Below are 25,593 nucleotides of genomic sequence, written 5' to 3'. Positions count from 1 at the left end.
TCTTATCGGGTTGGAAAGCGTTCAAATGCAAGCAGGTTAATATACGCAAGCTTAGTGCTGACAAGGGGTGAGCACGTTTGGTTGGAGAGAATAGTGTCTTGTCGCTAAGTATCAATTGGGAACGAGAAGCAAACAACAGAGACCCAGAGGTCTCCGTTAGAAATATTAGGAATTCGATTAGGTTGACGTGTTAAGGCGCGGGGCTGTATAGACGCGGCGAGCCGTGTTTTGGCAAGTGAATTAGGTTCAAATGGTTTCTTCTTGCCCATTCGACAGTTAACGCTGTAGGCGCAGATAAGCAAACCAGAGTGGGGATACGCGCGCGAACGGCTTTGTGGATCAACTCCAAGCTGCAACGGCTTGTCATGATTGCGAAGCCACTTTGAGGCTCGATGTGATTGTTGGTCAATGCGCCAATCAACTTATCTAGCGCGTTGTGACGGCCGATGTCCTCTCGGCACAACTTGATGTTGCCTTGTAAATCTGCAAATAAAGCGGCGTGTAACGCGCCAGATTCACGTGCGGCTTCTTGATGCAGTGCGACTTTGTCTCGCAGCCCTTCGAATACATCGGAGCGCGGAGGAAGAGACGGTGTTAGCGGTGCCAAATCAGGCAAAGCTTGTTCCAGAGCCTCTACACCACAAATGCCGCATCCGGTTGTGCCGGCAAGATTTCGGCGCTGTGTTTTTAACGCCCAGAAAGCGCGGTTGCTGATTTCCACTTCCGCATAGTGAGATTCGTGATCGCCACCAATTTCAATGTCTTTAATCTCTTTGAAATCGTGGACGATGCCTGTGCTTAGGCTAAATCCTTTCACGAAGTCTTCCAGATGGCCTGGCGTCACCATCATGACCGCTTGGCTAATGCCGTTATAGCTGATAACTAAGGCGGATTCACTCGCCAGCGACATTTGTTGCACTGGGCGGCCATCAATCAATTCTCGGTAATTGAACGCACTTGGTTGAGGTGGTGCTTGATTGAAATCGGACAGTTCTAAATAAGATTGAGTAGTACATCTCATGAAATCACCTCATAAGCCGTTATGTATGCCAAAAATTGACGTGTGGATTCTTGTTATCGATTGAATATGTTTTTTGCTTCTGCGAAGCACTGATCGGTTAGCGCGGAGAAGGGTTCTTGTTTTCGCTTTAACAAACCTAGCGGGGCGTGAACGGCGGCTTCTTCGATAGGGATAATGCGAAGCGTATCGTTCAACTCTTCCAATCCACAATTCAGCGGCATAATGGCGCAACAAAGGCCACTGGCTACTGCTTGGATCAAGTGAAAGGTGGAGTTACTTTCAATGACGGTTTGCGGAACCAGCCCTTTACTCACAAAGCTAAGATCAATGGAGTGGCGATAGTGCATGCCCTTCGAAAGCAGCCCTAGCGGAATGTTATTGAGTGACTCCCACAACACTTCAGATTCGGCAAAATCAAAATGACGCTCATCGAATAAAACGCCAAGTTTGGTTGAATCTAGTTCGATAACATCGAAGTAAGCGGTGTTGACTTGATCGACATAACACATCCCCAAATCAAGTTGATTGCGATTGAGTTGGTCTATGATCTGTTCGGTCGTCATGGAGAGTATTTGAAAGCGTAACTCAGGGAACTGTTGAGCTAATGGTTTGAGCAATTGCATAGGGTTTTGGCTGGCGAGTGGCACCATTCCAAGCCGAAGAGAGCCTACCAACTGACCACGGCAGTTGGCGGCTTCGGCTTGCAATCCATCATGAGCTGCTAAGACGGTTTTTGCCCAAGCTAAAATGCGCTCTCCGGCTTCAGTAAATCCTTCAAATCGTTGACTTCTCTGGATTAATTCGAGGTCGAGTTCTTCCTCTAAGCTTCGGATTCTCATGGACAAAGTAGGCTGCGTAATGTGGCACAATGCGGCGGCTTGACCAAAGTGTTTGGTCTGTTCAAGTGCGATGAGATATTTAAGTTGTTTGATATCCATAATGGCTTGTTAACCTTGCGTTGTGAGTCACATGTACGGGGGAACTCCCTAAAAAGGGCACAGCACTACCGTACTTTTTAAGCGCTGGAGCGTTTTAACTGGGGAATGAAAAACCAAAACCAAGTCAAGAATAAAACCACACTCAAAATTGATCTGAATCAAGGCTATTCCTGATATTAATTAGGGTCAAATTTAAAGTATCTATAGTGTGATAGATATTATCTATTATCAAGAGTAGCGATTTTATTGAGTTCGTTAAGCGAACTAGGCGGAATCGAATAGAAAAACGATTAACCTCATAAATTGTATTGATTAAAAATGTGATGACCGTCAGTGGAAAAATTCGTCATAGATTTTGTTTATCGCTCGGTCAGGATTATCAATTGGACGCATATTGAATATCGACTTAATCTTTGATTTAGATCAAGACGCAACAATGCAAATTGAATCTACCAGTCTTAGAAACAGTAGGCGGGTATCCGATATCAAGAATCTAGATAAGTAAACGCTCGGACAAGCGAGAGTATGTTGAGTGGTTACTTATTTGGATTAAAAAATACATGGATTAGAAACTAAGCCCTTCAATACTTCCGCATTATCTCAATAAATAACGCGCTTGTTTTCACGGGCACCCTGCTTGCTGGTATATCTGCGAGGAGTAAAGTCGTGAGCCAAAAAGAACAAATAAAAACATACAAAGGTCCAGCTGGTGGTTGGGGTGCACTGAAAGCCGTAACCAGAAGTTGGTGGGGCAGTGAAAATGCAGTTAAAAACATTCGCACTATGCTCAAAACCAACCAAAATGGCGGTTTCGACTGCCCGGGATGTGCATGGGGCGAGTCGCCAGATAGTGGTAAAGTCAATTTTTGTGAGAATGGCGCGAAAGCGGTAAACTGGGAGGCGACCAATCGTCTGGTTGATCCTGAGTTTTTTGCCAATCACAGCGTATCTTCTCTCTCAACGCAAACCGATTACTGGTTGGAATACCAAGGCCGTATCACGCACCCAATGCGATACGATGCTGAATCCGATCACTACGTGCCAGTCTCTTGGGATGAGGCTTTTGCACTTGTCGCGAAACATCTCAATCAATTGGATTCACCACACCAAGCTGAGTTTTATACCTCTGGTCGTGCAAGCAACGAAGCGGCGTTTTTGTATCAGCTATTTGTGCGCGCATTCGGTACCAACAACTTCCCAGATTGTTCCAACATGTGTCACGAAGCCAGTGCAATCGGGATGAAAGACACTATTGGTGTTGGTAAAGGCACAGTGATCTTTGATGATTTTGAGGAAGCCGACGCGATTTTCGTGATTGGTCAAAACCCGGGCACGAATCACCCACGAATGCTTGAACCTCTGCGCGAAGCGGTAAAACGTGGTGCACAGGTTATCTGTCTAAACCCGCTGAAAGAGCGCGGATTAGAGCGTTTCCAAAACCCACAAATGCCGATTGAGATGTTGAGTAACGGCTCAGAGCCTACCAACACGGCGTACCTGCGTCCTGCTTTAGGTGGAGACATGGCAGTGTTTCGTGGCATCGCGAAATTCTTGTTGCAATGGGAACGCGAGGCATTGCAAAACGGTGGCAAAGCGGTATTTGACCGTGAGTTCATCAAGCAACACACGATAGGTATTGATGAGTATTTGGCTGAAGTGGACGCAACCTCTTGGGAACACATCGCTGAACAATCGGGTCTTGATTTAAGTGAAATCGAGATGGTGGCGAGCATGTATCGACGTGCAGAACGTGTGATCATGTGTTGGGCGATGGGGTTGACTCAGCATCGTCACTCTGTGCCAACCATTAAAGAAGTCGCAAACGTGCAAATGTTACGAGGTAACGTTGGTAAGTCGGGAGCGGGGCTTTCACCAGTGCGTGGTCACAGTAACGTTCAGGGCGACCGTACGATGGGCATTGATGAAAAACCTTCAGATCTGTTGTTGGATCGCATTGAAAGTCGATTTAACTTTGACGTCCCGCGTGGTGAAGGCCACAACACTGTGCAAGCCATTAAAGCGATGGAAGAAGGGCAAGCGAAAGTATTTATCGGTTTGGGCGGTAACTTTGCACAAGCAACGCCAGACACAGAACGTACGCACAACGCGATGCGAAACTGTAATTTAACCGTACATATTTCGACGAAGTTAAATCGTTCTCACCTTGTCACAGGTAAAGATGCGCTTATCCTTCCATGCTTAGGCCGTACTGAGATTGATCTGCAAGCGACTGGCCCACAAGGCGTGACGGTTGAAGATACCTTCAGCATGGTACATATCTCATTTGGTCAGCTAAAACCGCGTTCGGAGCATTTGCGTTCAGAACCAGCGATTATTGCCGGTATTGCCAATGCGACACTGGGGGCAAAACCAATTGATTGGTTGTGGGCGATTGAAGATTACGACCGTATTCGCGATTTGATTGCCGACACGATTCCGGGCTTTACCGACTTTAACCATAAGCTTAAACACCCGGGTGGATTCCACTTGGTAAACCCAGCTGCTGAGCGTCGATGGAACACACCAAGCGGCAAAGCGCAGTTCAGCTCTAGCGAGTTGCCGAAGCAGTTGATCAGCGAAGCGATACTCGAAAAAGGCCAAAAGCCAGATTTGATTTTGCAAACCATGCGCTCACACGACCAATACAATACGACACTTTACGGCTTGAATGACCGTTATCGTGGAGTATTTGGTATGCGCGAAGTGCTGTTTATCAATGAAGCGGATATTCGTAAACTCGGTTTTGAACCGGGCGACAAAGTGGACATGGTGTCATTATGGGAAGATGGCGTAGAGCGTCGCGTAAGCGGATTTACGCTTGTTGCCTACGATGTACCAGCAGGTCAGGCGGCGGCTTACTATCCAGAAACAAACCCATTAGTTCCTTTGGACAGTTATGGGGATAGAACGTTTACGCCAACCTCTAAGTTTATTGCGATAAAATTGGAAAAATCGATATCCGATAAGATCGCTTTGGTGGAAGCGGAATAGTGACCAAACCGGCACAACGACATTTCCGATAAGCAAACGGCTGATATTAATTATCAGCCGTTTTTAATTGCGCTCAGTCTGCATTTAGTGCGCATAGCTTGTGTATAATGTTAATGACATTATGCTGCTCGATAATAGACAGATAAGGCCGATTTGAATCTAAATTCAAGTAGTAAAACTAATAAGAAGATGCTTATGACCTTGAAAAATATAATTAAATTAACAATCAGTCACTTAGTGGCAGTTTCTATTGGCATTGCGATAGGTATCTATACTTTACCGATCCTTATTGCACCACCTGCGCCGACCGATGAGCAAGTTGCTAAGAGTAAGCAAGGCGCAGAATACAGCGCAGCGTTTAAGAGGGAACTCAAAGGTAGCGATGCTTTTCATTGGGGAGAGGGAGAAATTCATTTGAGTTCTGAAGTCATTACGTTGGTAGGAAAACTCGCTCCCGGACCAGACTATAAACTCTATCTATCTCCTAAGTTTGTCGAAACGGAACAAGAGTTTAATGACCTTAAATCTGAAATGAGCTTAATTGGTGATGTCAAAACGTTCGATAACTTCGTTGTTGAGGTTCCTCAAAGCACTTCAATTTCTGAATACAATACGGTTGTTGTATGGTGCGAGACATTCGGTGAGTTCATTACTTCGGCAAAGTATCAATAAACCTTAGCAGTAGAGTAAAAGGCTTTTCTTTTCACTTTACGCTAGGATGTTGTTTCGCATCATTAGAAGGCAAAGACTCTTAAACATTCTAAATTTAAGAGTCTTTGTTTAGAGTTATTGACAGAACCATTCGACTTGTAAGTCGTTTGCACCTTTCAGGCTACGTTCTGGAAAAACAAGATTTCGAACTATTTAGAGTTATTCTCTGTTTGGGTTGTTTCGTTCGATGACGCTAATCGCAATGGCTAAAAATAGAATATCTTTTACTAAAAAGAAGTTTGTCACCAAAACCCCATCAGACACTTTCCATGTATTCGGTGTCGTAATTAGAAAGCTGAGTGTCGCAAGAAAAATAATTGCGGCGGCTATGCCAGAAAAATAAGCGACTCGTGTGTTTTTAAGGCCAACGATTAATCCAATAGCGACAATGATTTCTGTTGCGCCAATGATGTTTGATACGGTTTGAACTGACATCACATCATACAACCAACTCATCAGAAAATGATTTTCAACGAGCGGTTGTATAAGCTTGGCCTCTGTAGGTGTGAATTTATAAATACCAATCCATATTAGAACTAAAGAAACGCCGAAAACTCCGATAAGATATCCAATTGAGTCACATTGATGATGGCTTTTTACGTTTTGCATAATTAACTACATTCTCCTGTTTGTTAGCGCTTCCAACAAGACCTATAAGGTTGGTAGAAAATTTCATAGGTTTTTTCGCTCAAACAGATATTAAAAATCACGTGATACAGAATTACGTGTTTGATAGAACTTAAGGATATTTCGTGGAAGTTAAAATTTTTCAGGTTGACTCGTTTACATCAGAGGTTTTCAAAGGTAATCCCGCGGGTGTTTGTATCACAGAGTCAAGCCTTGATGAGGAAACGATGTTGGCCATCGCGGCCGAGATGTCGTTATCTGAAACGGCATTTCTGTCACTCAGTACAATGCAACTTCGTTGGTTTACACCGAGGACGGAAGTTGCTTTGTGTGGACACGGCACACTTGCAACGGCGCACGTTCTGAAAGAGCAGGGGTTATATAATACTGGAGATACGATTGAGTTCGTTACGCTATCCGGGGTTTTAACTGCACAACTCGATCATGAAGAAATTCATTTGGTGTTTCCTGCTCCAACTTTAGATATGAGAGCGAGTATTAACAAAGACTTACTTCATGGCTTGGGGCTAGATGCCGCCAATGTAGCCGCCTACGGTCAGTTTGATAATAAGCAGTTGATCGTCATTAATAATGAATTTGTGCTTGAACAGCTCGACCCTGATTTTGGTGCGCTGCTTAAACAAAAAGGCCGTGGCGTCGTCATCACTGCTCAATCAAGCACTGACGCCGATTTTGTCTCTCGATACTTCGCGCCTTGGGTAGGTGTTAATGAGGACCCAGTTACAGGCTCTGCACATTGCGCTTTATGTGTTTACTGGGCTAAAGAGCTCAACAAAAAGCAACTGAAAGGCTTCCAAGCCTCCAAGAGAAGTGGGGTCGTCCATACAGAGTTGTTAAGCACTGAGCACGTTAAGCTTTCTGGAAATGCAGTAACGATATTGCGAGGATATATGAGAATCGCGTAGCGGTCCTTGTGGGAATGATTTTATTTTCGTGTTACCCAATGCTCAATAGTGAAGACGCTTGAATGCTGCTTATTTAAGTGGCTGATTTTTTTTTGTAAAAACACCCCTGGCACGGTGGTGTATAACGATTGGAGAGTTATATGAAAACTATCGGTCTTCTAGGTGGTATGAGCTGGGAGTCGACGCTTAGTTATTACAAATTGATCAACGAAGGAGTCAAAGAGGCGTTAGGCGGCCTAAATTCCGCAAAAATTTGTATGTATAGCGTGAATTTTTCGGAGATAGAGAAACTTCAACATCAAGGTAAATGGGAAGAAACGGCAAGCATTCTATCTGATGCTGCATCTTCAATAGAAAAAGGGGGCGCTGACTTCATTCTTATTTGTACTAACACAATGCACAAAGTTGCGCCTCAAATTGAAGCCAGTATTAATATCCCCATACTACATATCGCAGACGCGACTGCTGAGTTACTTCGTGAGAAAGGGGTTCAAAAGGTCGGACTCCTTGGTACTCAATTCACAATGGAGCAAGACTTTTATAAAGGAAGGCTTTCCGACCGTTATGGGCTTGATGTCATAATTCCCGATCAAGACGACCGCTCTAAAGTACATAACATTATTTATAAAGAGTTATGCCAAGGTGAAATCAAAGAGGAGTCAAGGACGATATACTTGCAAATTATTGAAAAACTAAAAGAGCAGGGAGCTGAAGCTGTGATTCTCGGGTGTACTGAAATTGCCTTACTTGTAAACCAAAGTCACACCGATGTTACACTACTCGATACCACTTCTATCCATGCTCAAGCAGCAGTCCGTTTGGCAATTGAAGGTGAATGATCTACGCTTTCTTTCCTGCAAAAAAAGAGAAAACCAAGCACGTGGTTTTCTCTTTTTATTATCAAGTTATAAGCGAGCAAATTTGAGAGTTCTGTATCCACCAATCAAGTTGCGGGCTTTGTAACCATTGTTGACCAGCTGACGGTATGCTACGTTACCACGTAACCCAACTTGACAGTAAATCACGATCTCTTTGTCTTTAGGAAGTTCGTGCATGCGACGACGTAGTTGATCGACAGGAATATTAATTGCACCTTCAAGATAACCAACGGACTCCAATTCACCAGGATTACGAACATCAAGTAACAGTTGGTCTTCTGTCAGTGAATCCATTTCATCATAATGAATCGCAATCGCGTCACCTTTGATGATGTTATTTGCCACAAACGCCGCTTGGTTAATTACATCTTTAGCAGAGCCATAAGGTGGCGCGTAAGTTAGCTCGAGGTGTTGCAGTTGCTCTACCGTCATACCAGCACGCTGAGCAACTGCCATTACGTCGATACGTTTATCAACACCGTCTTTACCTACTGCTTGCGCACCTAATATTTTACCTGTTACTGGATCAAACAGCATTTTGAATGACACGGTTTCTGCACCTGGGTAGTAACTCGCGTGACTTGCTGTATGCACATACACTTTTTCATAAGCGATGTTTTCACGTTTCAGCTGTTTCTCGTTTTTACCAGTAGAAGCGACGGCTAAATCAAAAATCTTACAGATCGCCGTGCCTTGCGTACCTTGGTAAGTTTCTTGGCGGCCAAGCATGTTGTCTGCTGCCATTCGGCCTTGACGGTTTGCCGGGCCCGCAAGTGGCACTAGAGTTTGCTCGCCAGTCACAAAGTCTTTCTCTTCTACCGCGTCGCCGACAGCGTAGATCGAAGGATCGCTGGTTTGCATGTATTCATTGATATAAATACCACCAAGAGCGCCGATTTCTAAGCCAGCTTCTTTTGCTAATTTGGTCTCGGGGCGAACACCAATTGCCATAATCAAAATATCGGTGGTGAGTCTTTCACCATTGTTTAGTGTTAATTCCAATTCACCTTCTAGATGTTGGTGTTTTTCGCTCTCACCAGAGTCGAAACTTGCCACGTGCTCGTTAGGTACGAATTTCACCGACTCAAGTGCGACGCCAAGTTTAAGGTCGATGCCTTTCTCACGAATTTCAGCATGTGCGAAGCCAGCCATTTCACGGTCAACTGGCGTCATCACTTGATCCGCCATTTCAACTAATGTGGTTTTTATGCCTAGCTGGTGGAAGGCTTCCATCATTTCCAAACCGATAAAACCACCACCAACGACCGTAGCGTGTTCAACTTTGTTGGTTTCGATCGTTTTAATGATGCGATCCATATCTGGAATATTGCGCAGCGAGTGCGTTAACGGGTTATCAATACTCGGAATAGGCGGCACAACTGGACCTGCGCCAGGGCTGAGTAGAAGAAAGTCGTAGCTCTCTTGGTATTCCGAGCCATCAAGCAAATTGTTAACCGTAACCGTTTTGTCTTGACGGTTAATAGAAACCACTTCGTTCATCACACGGACATCAACATTGAAACGCGCTAAAAAGCTCTCAGGCGTTTGAAGAAGCAGTTTGCTGCGCTCTTGGATATCGCCACCAATGTGATAGGGCAAGCCACAGTTTGCAAATGACACAAATGGACCGCGTTCAAACATAATGATTTCTGCGTCTTCACTAAGACGACGAGCGCGAGCTGCTGCAGATGCACCTCCAGCAACCCCACCAATAATCACGATTTTGCTCATGGATTTCTCCTGCTGAATGATCGAAAACGCCTACACCTTACTTAAATAAATTAGCTGAGTCTAATGTTATTTAATCTACATTAGCATTGACTTAATAATATTAATTAGTAATATCTAATGAAATGTAATGTAGTAATGAAGAGGCATAAGAATGGGCGACAGTATGCTACAAAGTGCGACCGAAGCGAGTGAGCTGCTTAAAATTATGGCTCATCCAGAGCGCCTAATCGTGATGTGTAAGCTGATTGAAGGCGAGAAAGGGGTCGGTGAACTGTTTGAAGGTTCATCATTAAGCCAATCTGCTTTTTCACAACATCTCACCGTATTGAGAAAGCACGACATTATTAAAGCTAGAAAAGTTTCTCAGCAGGTATTTTATTCAATTTCTGATGAAAGAGTTGGTCCGCTGGTTGAGGCATTTAAGCAAGTTTTCTGTAAGTAATTAGTTTGGCGGTTGCTATGTTTGAAGTTCCTTGGATGTCGCTGTTGGGCGGCATAATAGTTGGCGTATCAGCGATAACACTGATGCTATTTACTGGCAAGACTGCTGGGATCAGTGGGATCTTAAACGGTGCCGTTGAGAGCGCAGACCGCGTTTGGCGAATTGTTTTTTTAATTGCGATGGTATTAGGTGGCGTGTTTGCTGTTTATGTTCTTGGCGGGCATGTACCAGAACAGTACAGCGGCTCTGTTGTTTTAGTTATCGTTGCTGGCTTGTTAGTCGGTGTCGGTACGCGTATCGGCAATGGTTGTACTAGTGGTCATGGCATTTGTGGGATAGGGCGTTCCTCAATCCGTTCTGTGGTCGCGACGTGTACTTTTATGGCCACAGCCATGTTAACCGTCTTGCTAGTATCGTGAGGAATAGTGCCGTTATGAAAACTCATGTAATGAAAAGTATTAAGCAAATGTCCGTTGTTGCATTTTCTGGTGTGCTCTTTGGTATTGGTATGGTGGTCTCTGGTATGGCTGAACCGGCAAAAGTGATTGGCTTTCTTGATATTACCGGTTCATGGGACCCAAGCTTAGCTTTCGTTATGGGCGGAGCACTTGCGGTGTTCGTTCCAGCTTATCTTTTATTAATAAAGCCAAGAAGCGAATCTGTGTTTGGTGATGAGATTGTATGCCCAACTTCTAAAGCGATAGACAAAAAGTTAGTCGGTGGTGCTGTACTGTTTGGTATTGGTTGGGGGTTACTGGGTGTGTGTCCTGGTCCTGCGGTTGCCAGCCTTTTCACTGGCAACACACAAGTTCTGCTCTTTATAGTGGCAATGTTGGCTGGGTCATTCACCGCTAAAAGAGTGGTTCGTCAATAAAGAAAGTACTTCAACGTTAAAAATAGTACTTAAACGCTAAAAAGTGAGTGTCGTAGAAACCGGGCAATGGTCACTCAGTTTATAGTCGAGTACATCTTGTGTTTTGAAAACGGTTTGAACACCAGACGACGCCTTTAAATCACCACTCACAATAATGTGGTCTATCACCGAGCGGAATTGGTGGGTTTTATTCGGATTACGATTAGAACGCACTTTACATTCCGCTTTAGTCTCTTTAGTAACTAGCTTTGCACTAGTATTGTCCGATATCACGTCCCACAACCAATCTCCTTGATAACCCAAGTTGTGGTTAAAGTCGCCAAGCACGACATAATGTTGTTTGTTGTCCTCGCGCGCCTTTATCCACTTAGCTAGTGCCTGTCCTTGTTGTTTCACTATCTTACAATCGCGGTTATTACGATACGCGCCACTGCAACCCGCTTTCAGATGTACAGAGAGTAGGTGAGTCTCGTTTTCTTGGTTTGGATTTAAAACAAGGTAGCTCGCGAAGCGCAGCTTGCTGTTGCCTCGTGTGATAGAGAAGTCTGGCTTGTCTAATACGCTTACGCCATTGCGCACGGCAAAGCCTGTGTATTGGTTGGTGTCGTTAAACTGAAGGTGTCGGTTGGAGGCGTTTGAACGATCGGAAAGATAGATAGTGAAGTCATTGCCAACAGCTTTTTGCATTGCAGCGACGCTTTCGACTTCTTGAAAAGCAAGAATGTCGGCTTGTGTTTTATCCACATAGTGGGTCAGTTTTTCAAAATCTTGTGGTGTTCTCGACACTTTTCCACCATCTATAGATAACCATTCTATGTTCCAACTGGTTAGATTGATGGAGTTTTGAGCAAATGAAAGAGAACTAAAAAGTAATATTAACGTAACAAAAAGTGATCGCATTTTGGCCTGTTGCACTCCTATCTTTTAGCGTATTCCTTTCCATCCTTTATCCTACAAGACCTCCAAAAATAGCAAGTAGATTTAGTACCAATTTTGCAATTTTCATGGTTTTCTTCGCAACTGAGATCAACGCCAATAAGATCGATTTCTTCTTGTTCGCTAGCCAATCTTTATTGATCAAAATCAATGTTTTCGAGTGGTGCTTCTCGTTAAATACGCCACAATATATTGTGTTGCTAGAATAAAAAATAACCCCATATAGTGTGTTTGTGGATAACTCTGTGAGTATGCTCGGGTAAGGAGAACAAGGTGAAACCAATCGTAATCAAACGCGACGGATCAAGAGCTCCGTTCAACAGGGATCGTATCCAAGCAGCAGTTGAAGCAGCAGCGGAAAACAAAGATAAAGATGTCGCTATTTATGCTCTTAATGTGGCTCTTGCTGTCGAGTTACAGTTAAGAGAACACGATGAAGTTCACATCCATGAGATTCAAGACTTAGTCGAAAATGAACTCATGCAAGGTCCTTACAAAGCCCTAGCGCGTTCTTACATTGAATATCGCCACGATCGCGACATCGCTCGTGAGAAGCAAAGTTCACTAACTCGCGAAATCGAAGGTTTGATTGAAGAAAGTAATCTGGATCTAATCAACGAGAACGCGAACAAAGACGGCAAAGTAATTCCGACTCAACGTGACTTGTTGGCTGGTATCGTAGCGAAACACTATGCGAAGACGCACATTCTTCCTCGCGATGTGGTTCAAGCGCACGAAGTGGGTGACATTCACTACCACGATTTAGACTACGCACCGTTCTTCCCAATGTTTAACTGTATGCTTATCGATCTTAAAGGCATGCTGACGCATGGTTTTAAAATGGGTAACGCTGAGATTGATACGCCAAAATCAATTTCGACTGCAACAGCGGTAACCGCGCAAATCATTGCTCAAGTCGCGAGCCACATTTACGGCGGTACAACCATCAACCGTATTGATGAGGTTCTAGAACCGTACGTAATCACAAGCTACGAGAAACACCTAGAGATCGCAAAAGAGTGGAACATTGCTGAGCCAGAAGAGTTCGCAAAAGCACGCACTGAGAAAGAGTGTTACGACGCGTTCCAATCTCTAGAGTACGAGGTAAACACGCTACACACGGCGAATGGGCATTATGTAGTAAAGAACTTTATGAAACTTCTATGTGTGTGTGCGTACTACTTCTCTCAAGGATACTTCTCACTTGCACTACAAGCCTCTAAACTAGCGGGTTCAATGGCAATACAGAATTCATTTCACCTAGCTGAATTGGTTATTTTTTCACGAGAGTGCTCTCGTGAGTTTGCGAAAAAGCAAAACCTTCAAAAACAAGCCTTTCAAATTGCAGCTTAAAAACTAAAACTATAAGGAGAAATGAACATGATTATGAAGCAACACGAATCAGCAGTTGTGGTTAAACGTGACGGTGCAAAAGCAACCTTTAACGCTCAACTAATTAAGAATGCTGTTCAATCAGCAGCAGAAAGCATCAACTGCCCTAAGCGCGAACTTGGCGATATTGTTGCCGCTAACGTATGCGAGAAGATGAATGGCAGAACCGAGATTGAGATTTGTGAGATCCAGTCTCTAGTAGAAAAAGAACTAATGCATGTCGATGAAGATGTGGCTCGTGCTTACATTGAGTATCGCCATGACCGTGATATACAACGTGAAAAAGCAAGTGCATTAAGTGCTGAAATTTCTGGTTTGGTAGAGCAAAGCAACGCTGACCTACTGAATGAAAATGCAAATAAGGACAGCAAGGTTATTCCGACACAGCGAGATCTTCTTGCTGGTATCATCTCTAAGCACTACGCAAAGCACCACATGCTACCGCGTGACATCGTTCAAGCACATGAGAATGGTGAAATCCATTATCATGATCTGGATTACTCTCCATTCTTCCCGATGTTCAACTGCATGATTGTAGATCTAGAGAACATGCTGAAGAACGGTTTCCGCATGGGTAATGCAGAAATCGACACACCTAAGTCAATCCAAACAGCTACAGCTGTTACTGCCCAAATAGTAGCGCAAGTAGCTAGCCATACTTATGGTGGCACTACATTGAACCGACTAGATGAGGTACTAGCACCTTACGTTACAGTAAGTCATGAGAAGCACCTTGCTACGGCAAAAGAGTGGGATGTGCCGAACCCTGAGGCTTATGCGCGTAAACTTACAGAGAAAGAGGTCTATGATGCATTCCAATCTCTTGAGTACGAGATCAATACGCTTTTCTCAAGTAATGGGCAGACCCCGTTCTTGAGTGTGAACCTTGGTCTAGGGACAAGCTGGGAATCTAAACTCATTCAAAAGTCTATTTTCCAGAATAGAATAAAGGGATTAGGTAAAAACAAGAAGACTGCGGTTTTCCCTAAACTGTTGTTCACAATCAAAGATGGCATCAACCTTAAGAAAGAAGATCCAAACTACGATATTAAGGAACTTGCTCTAGAGTGTGCTTCAAAACGCATGTATCCAGACATTCTGAACTACGACAAAGTTGTAGAAGTTACTGGCTCATTTAAGGCCCCAATGGGCTGTCGTAGTTTCCTAGGTCGTTACGTAGATGAGAATGGCAATGAAGTTCATGAAGGACGTAATAACCTTGGCGTAGTGAGCCTTAACCTACCACGTATCGCTATCGAGGCTAATGGTGACGAGGCTAAGTTCTACGAAATCTTGGAAGAGCGTACTGAACTTGTTCGCCGTGCACTAGAGACACGTATTGATCGACTTCGTGGTGTGAAAGCTCGCGTTGCACCGATTCTATACACCGAAGGTGCTCTAGGTGTTCGCCTAAACCCAGATGATGAAGTACTAGACATCTTCAAGAATGGCCGTGCCTCTATCTCGATGGGCTATATCGGTATTCACGAGACTATCAACGCACTATATGCCAAAGATGGTGAGCATGTCTTCGATAACGAAGTTCTGCGCCAGAAAGGTATCGAGATCGTTAAGTTCCTGAAGAACAAAGTTGATGACTGGAAAGAGCAAAGTGGCTGGGGCTACAGCTTATACAGCACGCCTTCTGAAAACTTGTGTACTCGATTCTGCTCACTAGATACTAAAGAGTTCGGTGTACTAGATAGCGTTACGGACAAAGGTTACTACACGAACAGCTTCCACCTTGATGTGCAGAAGAAAGTTAATCCATACGACAAGATCGATTTCGAGATGCCATACCCTGAACTAGCGAGTGGTGGCTTCATCTGTTACGGCGAGTTCCCTAACATGCAGCGCAATATCGAAGCTCTAGAGAATGTATGGGACTACAGCTACGACCGAGTTCCTTATTACGGCACAAACACTCCAATTGATGAGTGTTACGAGTGTGGTTTTGCAGGTGAGTTCGAGTGTACGAGCAAAGGCTTCACTTGTCCGAAATGTGGAAACCATGATCCTAAAAAAGTATCAGTTACACGTCGTGTTTGTGGATACTTGGGTTCTCCTGACGCTCGACCATTCAACTCGGGTAAGCAAGAAGAAGTTATTCGACGTGTTAAACACATGTAGAGACTAATGAATTACCATAAATATCAGCAAGTTGATGTTGTTAATGGTGAAGGTACACGTTGCACCCTGTTTGTTGCAGGGTGCGAACATAACTGCCGAGGCTGCTACAACAAATCAACGTTAAATCCTAATTCTGGTCACCCATTTACCCAAGAGATGGAAGACCAGATAATCAAAGACCTTAAAGATACGCGCATTAAGAGGCGCGGATTATCACTATCAGGTGGTGACCCTCTACACCCTGCAAACACAGCGAGCATATATAAACTGGTGGTTAGAGTGAAAGAGGAATGTCCTGATAAAGATATTTGGATGTGGACTGGTTATACCATAGATGAACTGTCTTCAGATCAAAGATCCATAGTAGAGCATATAGATGTTCTAATTGATGGTAAGTTTGAGCAAGATAAGTACGATCCTGAATTACTATGGCGTGGAAGTTCGAATCAGATCATACATAGGTTCACTCTATAGAGTTCCGAATCCTGAAATGGTGTCAGTACGTAATAGGGCAAAAATATGCTTGGACTTATCGTGTAGGTCCGTCTCTGGACATTTGCGTGTTTGATATATATCTAATTCCGTTCCCTAAGTTCTACAGGCAATGCTAATTTCAGTTCGTCCATGGTTCGCTGAAGGAGGGAGTGTTTTTGTGAACGTAGGTAAGATCGTACATGGATTACATCATTGCAGAACGGATAGCAACTCATCAAAACGTTAAAACATTGTCTGATAATCTCGAAAATACAAAAGCGCAGCAAGACAAAGCTCAAGAAGTACTTGATAGGTAATAGAAATATACCTAATATTAAAGGGCTACAATAACCGTGTCACTAACCCTAAAGATGTTGCCGCATCGCAAGGGGCTGAGCTGGGAGTTTGGCGATTCCCAGCATTCGGCATTTCATTTCTTGTTCATCTGTTAACACAAGTACTCTAAACGTATGTCAACAAGCCTTAGTAGCAAGTATCTGTGATATCAGCTCATTACTGACTCCTTCATCAAACTGACTCACTAGATAACGATTCGGAAATGACTTAAATCGTTCATCAGATGCAATATCTCCGCATACAAACCACTCAGCTTCCAGTGCATTAGCGTGGGCAAACATGCTTCTGACTGGATCATGATCATCCGGTCTCACATTCGACGTTACATCCACATATGGTGCTAATTGGAGATCAGGGAATACATTGTGCTTAACAAGCAAATCTCTAGTGTAATTATTGCCAGTTGGATATAGGAGAAGGCCAGCTTCGAATGCGGCGGCGGCTAGTTTTTGGGCTCCTAACCTATCGGGTTCAACATTTAGTAGAAAGGTGTTTGTTGAGCAAAATGGTTTTTGCGACTTAAACGAATCAAACACATCTTCATGTTTGTTCAAGTAGTCAATTGAATACAGGAGCGCATGTAGATCGAGGTATAGAATTCTCAATGGCATCTCCTTAAGTTAAGGCAATGAGATAGTTGGCCCAAAGGATTTGATTTAAGATGTAGTGACTCATACACGCTCTGACACTTCCGAGAAGACGACTTACAGGTCGTACAATATGCCATAACCTGTAATTGGACACAATGTGCAGCTTCTGTTCGATCTAGTACACCATTGGACATTTATGCATTTGATATATCTAATTCAGTTCCCTCAGCTCAGTAAAATGCAAATCCTGATCTGGTTTAATGCAAATCCTGATCTGGTTTAATGCAAATCCCGATCAGGATGCCGCTTTAATGCTAATTTCAGTTTGTCCGATGTTCGCTGGGAATATGCCCTAGAGGGCAAACTATAGTGTTTTCGTGAACGAAAATTCTAAGTGTTTGTATTAAATGATTTTTGTAACCACTAAATCGGAATGTACATTTACGCGTTTGCTATTTAAATCTAATTCCATTCCCTATATCCAACAAGTACTACAAATTCTGATCTGCATGCTACTTTAATGCAAACTCTGATCATCAAGTGATAGTGCATGCTAATTTCAGTCCATCTATGGTTCGCTGAACGCTGTAGTGTTTTCGTAAATGTAGGTAAGATCGTACATGGATTACTTCATTGATATAGACATATCGTTGTAGAGACTGACCTTTAGAGTGTTATTTGTGAACGTAGGTGCTAAGTTGCTGTATTAAATGCTTTTATGTAAACCAATAAGACTACCGCCAACTCAGAAATGGACAACTCTGAGCTAGGTTAAAACATTTCACTATTATACGAAATCGAGAATTGTTAAATTTATGCGCAACACTATTGGTACAGCGAGGAGTCAACATGGAACTGAAACTAACAGATGAGCAGGTGCAAATATTATTGCATCTAGTAAAAACAGAGATGAACGGTTTTTGTGGCGACGTAGGGTACGTAGAGCTTTCAAAAATAAAAAACATCTTAGAGCAGCAGTTAGATAAAAACTCCGTAGATGAGCCATCTAACTCATAACAGGGTAAGGATGTTCTTGCAGTGAACGGCTTTGGCACATCTCTGGACAAAACGCGTCAGCGACTTTGCTAATTTAGCATTTAATGGATTACCTCAGGTATAGCGATAAAGCCCAATATGATAGGCAAAATGCCTATCATATTCGCTGCTCAACTACGTGTAACGGTGATAGAGAATTAAAGCCATAATAATCGCTAATATTCTCTGATGAGCTTCTTCCATATCATCAAAATGGTCTTGACCAAAACGTCTTGCAGCTTCTACACGCCCCGCCGCTGCTAAAACTAGGTTCCTCGCATTTTCATCATGGAAACCACCATCTTGCAATAAAATTTGATAGCTTCTGCCGATCCAAATCCGACCCTGCTTGTAGATATGAGAGTTTTCAAAATCCCTAGTTTTTTTGACAACAATATCCTCATTGTCATGATAGTGATCGGGGATACAGCATTCTCCCATTTCTTCAATCAGCATATTAAGTTCATAAGCAAAGCTATCTGACTCAGGTTTGTACTCTTCACTCGCTGAGTACCAACTTAATTCCCAATAGGGGCGAATATGGGACAACGGGCGTAGTACCATTTGATCAAGAAAATTGCTGTTTTCGAAAAAAGACTTCACGTTAAATTAAAACCCAAAACATTATTAGATCCGCTCTACTGAAACAAGATCGCTAGGTATAGACCGACTAACTAAGTCGTCATAATTTATGGTCTTCGTGTAGTTTTCTGATAAAAACAAACCATATATCTTTGTTTTCGTTGTTTCGTCTAACGAACCCCACCAAGATAAACGAAAGTAATTATTTTCGGTGTATGCAAATATACAGGTTGTTAACCAATCGTTTATATTGGCGAGAGGCATTGAGAATACTTCTTCCAAGTACTTACCGATAACCTCATGTTGCTTTAAATGGCTTACGACGTAAGCCGCTTTACCGTTTAATGTCACCGTAGAAAGAGAAAAATGCTGAAAACTTTCGTTTGCGTTGCCTGTATTTTGAATTTTTATTCCATTAAGATCAAAGTATGGTGAAATGCTGGCGCACACTGCAATTGTGAGAGGGGCATCATACTCAATTACGTAAGAAACTAGCCCTTCGTATTGACTGTCTTTTTTGATAGTCTCGTAAGCACCTTTAATTATCGAGATGTCACTGAACCCTTTTTCAACGTTAAGTTGGTGAATATACAGCCTCTCTTGAAGAAAGACTTGATGATAAACATCTAGCCCACTGTCCAAGTGCTTTATTTGCCAGTGAGTAACATCAATAGCGGCTTTCTTTTGGTAGTACTCATGGCACACCGCACGATATGAACTAGCCCAACAATTTTCTTTAGTTTTAGAAAACTCATTTAGCTCAATACATTTAAACAATTCGGTATCATGAAAGCTACAAAAGCCATAAAAGATTGATGCTTTTCTTTCGATACCAGCTTTCAACCTATTTGTGTTCTCTATACCATTTAGATTTCGATAAAACGTCCCCACATGACCATTCTCAGCAAGACTAGAAAGGACATTTCCCTTTTGAATTGTATGAGCTCTTTTGATTGGTAATTCACAGTTTTCTTTATCAAATTGAGCACAGCAGTATTTCTTGCTATCGAATATCTCGCTTACTTTCTTTCTAATCTCATGCTCGTTAAGCTCTCGCTTTAGTTTGCGATCTTTATGGCAATCTATGAACAAACGACCACTTGAGCACCAACATTGCTCATGATCACTGATAATCGAAGCACTCAATGTACAGTCAACAAGACGATCGTGACTACTTTGTTCCAATTTCCCAATAGCTTCATTGAGAATACTTTTGATAGACACTTATTTGATCCCAATGCAGTTAAGTTCTCTTAAACGTAAGTAAACATAGGGTGACAGGGCTCCTGCCGTGCAGCTCACCCCAATAGCCCATATTGTTTCTAGGGTTGAGAATATTGCTGTTGTTTTCACTTTATTCATAGGCGATTCCTCCACTTGATTGTTAGTTTGCACTGATAGACTGAAACTTCTGATACACACAAGGATTACGAGGGCTACGAGGAAAACTGACACCAGAGGTATTGAACCTCCCGCTGCCACCCCAATCAGCCTATGTTCACTCAAATATATTTAACAGAAACAGGCTAAGACTCTTTCTGAGGTAAGTTATCTAACAATTTACAAAATGCCCTATGCGCTGCACCTTTCCCTTCATAAATGTAACCAGTATCGAAGAACAAATCTCCACCGTCGTGACTTACCTGAATTCCCCAACAGCCATGCTCTTTATTAGGGTTTTCCACAACTTCAACAATAATTTTACTCATAAGATAACCTCCTTTTTTGATGTTGGTTGCACCCATTGTGGTATGAACCTGAATAGCTGCCATAGCAATATGCGTTTTATTTTATATTAAATGAGTCAAAGAAATTAAGTCAAATAGGTGCTTGTAGAATTTTTATGAGTACCTGTTCTAACACAGTTTGGGGCAAAGGTGTGTTTGTCGAGCTTTGGACAAACGCTTGTTAACGTGACTATTGAGCGTCAAAGGGGAGAATCAATTACCATAATATCTAGATATCGCACATCTCCATTTTTAACTATATCAGGCGATAATCGTTTGTTCAGAGAAGGAGATATGCGTTTATCTCACTGTTAACAAGAACACAAATGACGCGATTCTCTAGAGTTAGGCATAATATGCGTCATAGTGTGGCTTGTCGTTCGTTTCTATGGCGTTTGTAATGATCTCCCATGCGTTAGTTAATTGCGGCTGCACAGCTTCGGGGAACTGAACGCCTAGTTCCATTGACTTAGCATGGCATTTTTCATTCATGTACTCATACAACGTATTTGCTTTAACTTCCGCATCTTCAATGTCTTTCAGTAGATTAGGTGCAATCTGGTCTTTGCCGTTACCCCTGAACTCAGTCAAATTGAAACGGAACGAAAAGTACACTTCCAGTATCTTCCTCACATACGACTGCACTGCAATAGAGTCACAATTCTCTGGTCGTTCTACAGCTTCTTTAACCTTGCTGATCAAGTAAGCATACTCGGATCTGTGGTCTTTAAGTAGCTTAGGCAATGGGTCAATCTTAGATTGGTCGCCTGTACGATTAACTAAGAAGAACTGTGCTCGCTTTGCTGTGCCCGTCTTAGTCCTACTGAAATAGGACAACCACGTTTTTACTAAGTTGAAGAACTCAAAGTTATGCGTAGAAATGAAAAGCTGTTCTACGTGCTCATGACCTAGCTTACTTTTGATAATGCCAAGAACGTTATAAATGTGGTTTGAATCAAGGCTACAGATCGGGTCATCCAAATACACGATAGGTTTGATGCCATTTAAGGAATCATCTTCTAATTGTGTAATGAAGTACGCAAATGCTATTGCAGTACGTTCACCATCAGATAAGTGCTTTGCCTCTCTATCTTCACGCATGAACTTATACGTGCCATTTACAGGCTTAATCTCTATATCAGTCTTACCGAAGTACTGTCGCAAGTTGTCGTTTAGACTATGCGCTCCCTGTTGAGTGTTATTAAGTTCAGCCTTTATCGCATCAATACGTGCCTGATTAGCGTTGATCTCGTTTTGTGCGATGACAGCAGCATCTTTAAACGCTTGTATATCAAGCTGTGCTTGCGAGTGGTCGTAGTTCTGTGTTTCTTGGTACACATAGTGACGTTTGATTGCTTCAATAGCCTGACGCTGCTCAGTGGAATGGTTAGCAGCCCGCTCATTGTGCGCTGTTATTGGTGCGTTGAACTGCTCCATCAAGTCTGTAACTAGCGGTAAAGGATAGTCTGATGCATTAAATGGAAGTACCTCTGCCATGTGCTCTTTCTTGTCAGTAAGTAACTTAACCAGTGACGCTTTTAGTTCTTCGACAGAATCATCGATTGGCTGGATTTGGCTTCTTAATTTGTCAAAACCTTTCTGTAGATCTGGGTAAAGTTGACTGGTATCTGGAATACTTGATGTGAATGCTTGTGATTGAACCGAAGCGATAGCAACATCAATCCTTTGACTAAGGTCTTTGTACGCTTTCGAAAAATAAGCATTTAACTCATCAAGTCTTGCCTGACTAATCGTGTTGTGACAGAACTGGCAGGTGGTGTGTCCAGCGTTACGCTCTATCCCTTCTTCAACCCAACTTCTGAGGCTTTTATCTGCATCCAACTCAGCAATAGTTATCTGTGTTACTGAAGTCGCCATGATTGATTCAATGTCACCCAAAATACCTTTCATTTCTGGGGTGCTAAGTTTAACTTTAGGCACGCTTGATACAGCACTGGCTCTTGCTGTATCAATGTAAGCGCTCATTTGTTCTGGTGTTAGATCATGACTAGCTTCAGAAGATGCAAGCATGGATCTTACGCTTGAAGCGTTGAATGTAGACCTACCTAGAATACTCAATACCGCAACGTTTCGACCTACTTCAGTTAAACGATTATTTTTCTCTTTTTCTTTGCTTACTGCGAATTCTGTGTTTTGATCTCGCTTAGCTTCCTTTGCAGGAATAGCCTCTTCCAATCCTTTAAGTTCTGTTTCTAGTTCGATGTTACGTTCACCTACGATCAAAACAGGGCTTACGCTTGATTCATCAAAATTAACGTTGTCAGCGATGTAATCTGAATTGAAAACACGTAGGTTTTCTACTTTTTGTAAGTTGTTACTCTTGATAGACCTTGCTTCGTGACAATCGACTTCAAAAGATGCACCAGTGAAGCCTTCTGGTATTTCACCTAGCTGCATTGCTCGGAAAACACGTGAAAGCGTGGTTTTTCCGGAATAATTAAAGCCATAGAATAAGTTAAATTGAAAGAAAGGTTGACCAGCATTAGTGTTGACATCCTTTAAAATACCGAAGTTTTTTATAGATTTTACGCTCTTAAACATGCATATACCTCGAATAGGAGACTCTTCATTTTACTATGCATGATCTCAGATTGGATGTGACTGATATCAATTTAGTTGCTTAATATAATAGGGCGTTAGAGCTACTAACTTTGAAGTAGTTCTTCCTAGTTGCAAACACGGAGTGGGGCAAAGGTGTGTTTGCCGTGATCGGCGCTGGCACACCTCTGGACAATTTCGAGTTAGAGTTGATGTTCAAAATTGAATTCTTCGCATAAGCAAAATTTAGTAAAAAAATGTTAGAATCCACCGCAATCGCTAATGATATTTCAGGCTTTTGCTTAGATCTGTTCCATTCTGACAACTGCAACGTTGGCTATTCCAAGTCCTGTTAGAGTGTCACCGTGTACTTTCTCATCATCAGGGTCATAAAAAGTCACAACCCATTTAGCATCAGGTCTGACTGATTGCTCCAACTTCTTGAAGTAGGGTAAATCTACGTCAGCTAATGAGTGACCGAGAACATATACTTCATCAATATTGCCGAGCTTTGCAAAGAAGTCTTCATTGTTTTTTATGATCTGGTCTGTTCCCTTGAAAGTTGCTGAGAAATACTGATTGATCGCATCCTTACCACGCTCGAATGAGTAGTCATATTGATCAGATTGATATTCCATCCAACGTTCTAAATCTTCATCACTCAATCCTGATGGTGGTTCGGCTGGTTTCTCTTTGAAATTTTCAGGATCAACACCATGACCGAGAATTAACTCATCAATATGTTCATCGGCTTTCCCGTGAATGAATAGCACATTCTCATCGGGGATTGCGTAGTATTGAGAAAGCGTATCTGTGTAGTTGAATGTGAGGTAAACAGCGTCTCTATCAATGTTTACTGATCGGCTGTGATCAAACTGAGGAAACTGTACAGCCAAAATGAACTCTTTGAATGCTTTATAGAGTTCAGTGGTTAGAAGGCCAAGTATTCGCTCCATCTCAATTTCAAGCGTGTATCGGTCTCTGTCTCGAAAGTCATCTGAAGAATAGTTTGGCATTGCATCCATGTTTGCTTCCAAAACTGAATCTTTATCAAGCAGTGACATACTCGTTTCAAATTCAGACCATAAAGGGTCTGACATTGTTGTTGGAAAATCTGGGTCTAAGTCAGCAAACCCGTAATAGTCGAGCAATAGCTCATAAGTTTCCCAGTAGTTATTTTTGAGATAAAGCCCAAAAGATGTATACCTAGTGTCAAGGCCATGATGAACATCAAAGCCATTACCTATTACATATAGCTTCATGTCATTCACCGTTGATATCTAGTTCTTTGAAGCTAATGACTTCGGAGTCATCATCAGTCAGCTCAAAATATGTATCTTGGAAGTAAAACTCTTCAATGTATGCGTTAGCTTTTAATCCATCGGTATAGGCAAGTGTTATGTGGGCAGTGTATGTTTCTTTGTGTTTTACTGTTGACTCATTACTCAAGACGAATACATATTGCTTGTCTTCAGGATCCCAAGGTGAACGGTCATAATCTGAGAATCGGTAATCTGCCGTAACAACCACCTCAAATTCTACTTCGTATTCAGCCCACTCGGCATCGACATTCTGTAAGTTTTTCTTCCCAACATTCACCGAGTTGATTTCTATAGAATTGATAATCTCATCGAAAGGATCTGCGTTTTCATAGTTGAACTCGCCATCTTCGAGAGCTTGCAGGGCATCCGCTTTGATTTGTTCTAGGAGTTGTTCGAATATTTCATCAGCAAATTTGGCTGGTTCTTCGTACGCTTTGTCGCTTCGAACAATCAAGTCAATTAGGTCATCGACGTTTTCAAGATGAATGAAGTTATCTTCTTTCTCACAGAATGATTTCATATCGCCGTCGTCACTAACGATATAGGCTGAATATCCTCTAGCCAAGCTCACCTGTTTAATAGCTTCTAGCGCAAATGCATCAGGAAACTCGTGCTTTTTTGATTCTTTGCCAAAAGGAGGAAGGTTGTTGAAGTAAGCATCAAATACAACTTGAGGGTTAACAGTGCTTACATCAATTGTTTCGACGTAGCCGTTTTCGACGAAATCATCAAATTTTTCACTGATAACAGCATAAATATCATCATCTTTAACCTTGGTGAAGATGCCATGACAATCAAGGTCGGGGGTGTTTCTTAGGAACATCGCATCTCTTTGCATCTTCTTTATCATAGAAGCTGCTTCTTCAGATTTGCGTTTGAGATGGGAGTCGATCTCTTTCCTTGTCACATCAGTAATGAGCAAGTGGATTTTCTCATCCTCAATTAGCTCTTGAAGACGACCAAGAGCGTGTTGCCCAAATTGATAGTTTTTCTTTTCAAAAGCGCTTGTATCGATAAAAACTAGCCTTGTCTGTAATTCCATAATCAATACCTTGAACACGTGGTGTAAATTGTCATCAAATAAAGTGATAAAATAATTAAGCGGATAACCAACTAATAGCATATTGGTTCATTATAAAAATTCGGGCAAGTAACGAGTTAGCAAGGTGTGATGAGGGATAGCTTTAAATGATTTTGGGGCATCACTCAGTTAGAATATTCTTTTAGATCTGATTAAACCGTGATTTACAAAGTGCCAGACTGCACCCTGACTAATCCAGATGATGGTAGAACTGTAAGCCACAGAGGTGCGAACCAGTTGCCTCTTTTTGTGTATACACGTTTTAGGGC

The 25,593-nt window shown here is 42.4% G+C and carries 22 protein-coding genes and 1 pseudogene; 11 read left to right on the top strand and 12 right to left on the bottom strand.

Going from position 1 to position 25,593, the window contains the following annotated elements; translation table 11 throughout:
* Positions 1-190 precede the first annotated feature (190 nt).
* Positions 191-1,021: a formate dehydrogenase accessory sulfurtransferase FdhD gene (fdhD, locus tag R7F64_RS13340; RefSeq protein WP_318071779.1), complete on the bottom strand. Its 831-nt coding sequence runs from the start codon at positions 1,019-1,021 to the stop codon at positions 191-193.
* 53 nt (positions 1,022-1,074) lie between these two features.
* Complete coding sequence (locus R7F64_RS13335; RefSeq protein WP_017820178.1) at positions 1,075-1,959, bottom strand: LysR family transcriptional regulator; 885 nt, start codon at positions 1,957-1,959, stop codon at positions 1,075-1,077.
* Between the two features lie 666 nt (positions 1,960-2,625).
* On the opposite strand from R7F64_RS13335, the gene R7F64_RS13330 reads away from it, so the two are divergent.
* Positions 2,626-4,950, top strand: coding sequence for an FdhF/YdeP family oxidoreductase (locus R7F64_RS13330; protein ID WP_318071778.1), 2,325 nt, complete (start codon positions 2,626-2,628; stop codon positions 4,948-4,950).
* A gap of 195 nt (positions 4,951-5,145) precedes the next feature.
* Positions 5,146-5,622: a DM13 domain-containing protein gene (locus R7F64_RS13325; RefSeq protein WP_318071777.1), complete on the top strand. Its 477-nt coding sequence runs from the start codon at positions 5,146-5,148 to the stop codon at positions 5,620-5,622.
* A gap of 198 nt (positions 5,623-5,820) precedes the next feature.
* Here R7F64_RS13325 and R7F64_RS13320 read toward each other — a convergent pair whose 3' ends face one another.
* Positions 5,821-6,270 (bottom strand): YkgB family protein, encoded by a 450-nt coding sequence (locus tag R7F64_RS13320; RefSeq protein ID WP_318057748.1) that lies wholly within the window; start codon positions 6,268-6,270, stop codon positions 5,821-5,823.
* Positions 6,271-6,413: 143 nt separating this feature from the next.
* Between R7F64_RS13320 and R7F64_RS13315 the strand changes: the two genes are divergently transcribed.
* A complete protein-coding gene (locus R7F64_RS13315; protein ID WP_054575971.1) occupies positions 6,414-7,214 on the top strand; it encodes a PhzF family phenazine biosynthesis protein in 801 nt (266 codons plus the stop codon).
* Positions 7,215-7,354: 140 nt separating this feature from the next.
* Positions 7,355-8,053: an aspartate/glutamate racemase family protein gene (locus R7F64_RS13310; protein ID WP_054575437.1), complete on the top strand. Its 699-nt coding sequence runs from the start codon at positions 7,355-7,357 to the stop codon at positions 8,051-8,053.
* A gap of 66 nt (positions 8,054-8,119) precedes the next feature.
* Here the strand turns inward: R7F64_RS13310 and R7F64_RS13305 are convergent, their stop codons facing one another.
* Positions 8,120-9,823 (bottom strand): FAD-dependent oxidoreductase, encoded by a 1,704-nt coding sequence (locus tag R7F64_RS13305; RefSeq protein ID WP_318071776.1) that lies wholly within the window; start codon positions 9,821-9,823, stop codon positions 8,120-8,122.
* Positions 9,824-9,974: 151 nt separating this feature from the next.
* Here R7F64_RS13305 and R7F64_RS13300 point away from each other — a divergent pair, with 151 nt between their 5' ends.
* The 3 genes from R7F64_RS13300 to R7F64_RS13290 are packed head-to-tail and all read left to right on the top strand — an operon-like array spanning position 9,975 to position 11,139.
* Complete coding sequence (locus tag R7F64_RS13300; protein ID WP_005376206.1) at positions 9,975-10,265, top strand: ArsR/SmtB family transcription factor; 291 nt, start codon at positions 9,975-9,977, stop codon at positions 10,263-10,265.
* A gap of 5 nt (positions 10,266-10,270) precedes the next feature.
* The gene (locus tag R7F64_RS13295) at positions 10,271-10,684 is read left to right on the top strand and encodes a YeeE/YedE family protein (protein ID WP_412034468.1); all 414 of its coding nucleotides are present in this window, start codon (positions 10,271-10,273) and stop codon (positions 10,682-10,684) included.
* A 14-nt stretch (positions 10,685-10,698) separates the two neighbouring features.
* A complete protein-coding gene (locus tag R7F64_RS13290) occupies positions 10,699-11,139 on the top strand; it encodes a YeeE/YedE family protein (protein WP_318071774.1) in 441 nt (146 codons plus the stop codon).
* A 36-nt stretch (positions 11,140-11,175) separates the two neighbouring features.
* Here R7F64_RS13290 and R7F64_RS13285 read toward each other — a convergent pair whose 3' ends face one another.
* Positions 11,176-12,039 carry an endonuclease/exonuclease/phosphatase family protein gene (locus R7F64_RS13285; RefSeq protein WP_033907051.1) on the bottom strand — a complete coding sequence of 288 codons (864 nt, stop codon included), beginning with the start codon at positions 12,037-12,039 and terminating at the stop codon, positions 11,176-11,178.
* Between the two features lie 309 nt (positions 12,040-12,348).
* Between R7F64_RS13285 and nrdD (R7F64_RS13280) the strand changes: the two are divergent.
* The 3 genes and pseudogenes from nrdD (R7F64_RS13280) to nrdG all read left to right on the top strand — a co-directional run.
* Positions 12,349-13,206: pseudogene (nrdD, locus tag R7F64_RS13280) on the top strand (anaerobic ribonucleoside-triphosphate reductase); the annotation flags it as partial.
* Between the two features lie 249 nt (positions 13,207-13,455).
* Positions 13,456-15,597: an anaerobic ribonucleoside-triphosphate reductase gene (nrdD, locus tag R7F64_RS13275; protein WP_412034467.1), complete on the top strand. Its 2,142-nt coding sequence runs from the start codon at positions 13,456-13,458 to the stop codon at positions 15,595-15,597.
* A gap of 6 nt (positions 15,598-15,603) precedes the next feature.
* Complete coding sequence (nrdG, locus tag R7F64_RS13270; RefSeq protein ID WP_029796034.1) at positions 15,604-16,071, top strand: anaerobic ribonucleoside-triphosphate reductase-activating protein; 468 nt, start codon at positions 15,604-15,606, stop codon at positions 16,069-16,071.
* Between the two features lie 473 nt (positions 16,072-16,544).
* Here the strand turns inward: nrdG and R7F64_RS13265 are convergent, their stop codons facing one another.
* Positions 16,545-17,033, bottom strand: a complete 489-nt coding sequence (locus R7F64_RS13265; protein WP_025625948.1) for a hypothetical protein — start codon at positions 17,031-17,033, stop codon at positions 16,545-16,547.
* An 834-nt stretch (positions 17,034-17,867) separates the two neighbouring features.
* Here R7F64_RS13265 and R7F64_RS13260 point away from each other — a divergent pair.
* Positions 17,868-18,035 (top strand): hypothetical protein, encoded by a 168-nt coding sequence (locus R7F64_RS13260; RefSeq protein ID WP_175423150.1) that lies wholly within the window; start codon positions 17,868-17,870, stop codon positions 18,033-18,035.
* Between the two features lie 153 nt (positions 18,036-18,188).
* Here the strand turns inward: R7F64_RS13260 and R7F64_RS13255 are convergent, their stop codons facing one another.
* The 6 genes from R7F64_RS13255 to R7F64_RS13230 form a co-directional block, all read right to left on the bottom strand.
* A complete protein-coding gene (locus R7F64_RS13255) occupies positions 18,189-18,656 on the bottom strand; it encodes a hypothetical protein (RefSeq protein WP_179002025.1) in 468 nt (155 codons plus the stop codon).
* Positions 18,657-18,680: 24 nt separating this feature from the next.
* On the bottom strand, positions 18,681-19,859 hold the full coding sequence (locus R7F64_RS13250; protein WP_273992581.1) for a hypothetical protein: 1,179 nt from the start codon (positions 19,857-19,859) through the stop codon (positions 18,681-18,683).
* 302 nt (positions 19,860-20,161) lie between these two features.
* The gene (locus tag R7F64_RS13245) at positions 20,162-20,344 is read right to left on the bottom strand and encodes a hypothetical protein (RefSeq protein WP_156137150.1); all 183 of its coding nucleotides are present in this window, start codon (positions 20,342-20,344) and stop codon (positions 20,162-20,164) included.
* A gap of 363 nt (positions 20,345-20,707) precedes the next feature.
* Positions 20,708-22,924, bottom strand: coding sequence for an AAA family ATPase (locus R7F64_RS13240; protein WP_273992582.1), 2,217 nt, complete (start codon positions 22,922-22,924; stop codon positions 20,708-20,710).
* Positions 22,925-23,223: 299 nt separating this feature from the next.
* On the bottom strand, positions 23,224-24,183 hold the full coding sequence (locus R7F64_RS13235; RefSeq protein WP_029837340.1) for a bacteriophage abortive infection AbiH family protein: 960 nt from the start codon (positions 24,181-24,183) through the stop codon (positions 23,224-23,226).
* 1 nt (position 24,184) lies between these two features.
* Positions 24,185-25,285, bottom strand: coding sequence for a PIN domain-containing protein (locus R7F64_RS13230; RefSeq protein ID WP_318071773.1), 1,101 nt, complete (start codon positions 25,283-25,285; stop codon positions 24,185-24,187).
* Positions 25,286-25,593 lie beyond the last annotated feature (308 nt).

This window comes from Vibrio sp. Vb1980, from assembly GCF_033338615.1.
Lineage (GTDB): Bacteria > Pseudomonadota > Gammaproteobacteria > Enterobacterales > Vibrionaceae > Vibrio > Vibrio alginolyticus.
Note: the sequence above shows the minus strand (reverse complement) of the source record. Positions and strands in the feature narration are given on the sequence as shown.

Bases quoted from the DNA above. Each gene is read 5' to 3' on its own strand.
- fdhD (WP_318071779.1), bottom strand. From the start codon at position 1,021: ATGAGATGTACTACTCAATCTTATTTAGAACTGTCCGATTTCAATCAA.
- R7F64_RS13335 (WP_017820178.1), bottom strand. From the start codon at position 1,959: ATGGATATCAAACAACTTAAATATCTCATCGCACTTGAACAGACCAAA.
- R7F64_RS13325 (WP_318071777.1), top strand. From the start codon at position 5,146: ATGACCTTGAAAAATATAATTAAATTAACAATCAGTCACTTAGTGGCA.
- R7F64_RS13320 (WP_318057748.1), bottom strand. From the start codon at position 6,270: ATGCAAAACGTAAAAAGCCATCATCAATGTGACTCAATTGGATATCTT.
- R7F64_RS13310 (WP_054575437.1), top strand. From the start codon at position 7,355: ATGAAAACTATCGGTCTTCTAGGTGGTATGAGCTGGGAGTCGACGCTT.
- R7F64_RS13305 (WP_318071776.1), bottom strand. From the start codon at position 9,823: ATGAGCAAAATCGTGATTATTGGTGGGGTTGCTGGAGGTGCATCTGCA.
- R7F64_RS13300 (WP_005376206.1), top strand. From the start codon at position 9,975: ATGGGCGACAGTATGCTACAAAGTGCGACCGAAGCGAGTGAGCTGCTT.
- R7F64_RS13290 (WP_318071774.1), top strand. From the start codon at position 10,699: ATGAAAACTCATGTAATGAAAAGTATTAAGCAAATGTCCGTTGTTGCA.
- R7F64_RS13285 (WP_033907051.1), bottom strand. From the start codon at position 12,039: ATGCGATCACTTTTTGTTACGTTAATATTACTTTTTAGTTCTCTTTCA.
- nrdD (WP_412034467.1), top strand. From the start codon at position 13,456: ATGATTATGAAGCAACACGAATCAGCAGTTGTGGTTAAACGTGACGGT.
- nrdG (WP_029796034.1), top strand. From the start codon at position 15,604: ATGAATTACCATAAATATCAGCAAGTTGATGTTGTTAATGGTGAAGGT.
- R7F64_RS13260 (WP_175423150.1), top strand. From the start codon at position 17,868: ATGGAACTGAAACTAACAGATGAGCAGGTGCAAATATTATTGCATCTA.
- R7F64_RS13245 (WP_156137150.1), bottom strand. From the start codon at position 20,344: ATGAGTAAAATTATTGTTGAAGTTGTGGAAAACCCTAATAAAGAGCAT.
- R7F64_RS13240 (WP_273992582.1), bottom strand. From the start codon at position 22,924: ATGTTTAAGAGCGTAAAATCTATAAAAAACTTCGGTATTTTAAAGGAT.
- R7F64_RS13235 (WP_029837340.1), bottom strand. From the start codon at position 24,183: ATGAAGCTATATGTAATAGGTAATGGCTTTGATGTTCATCATGGCCTT.
- R7F64_RS13230 (WP_318071773.1), bottom strand. From the start codon at position 25,285: ATGGAATTACAGACAAGGCTAGTTTTTATCGATACAAGCGCTTTTGAA.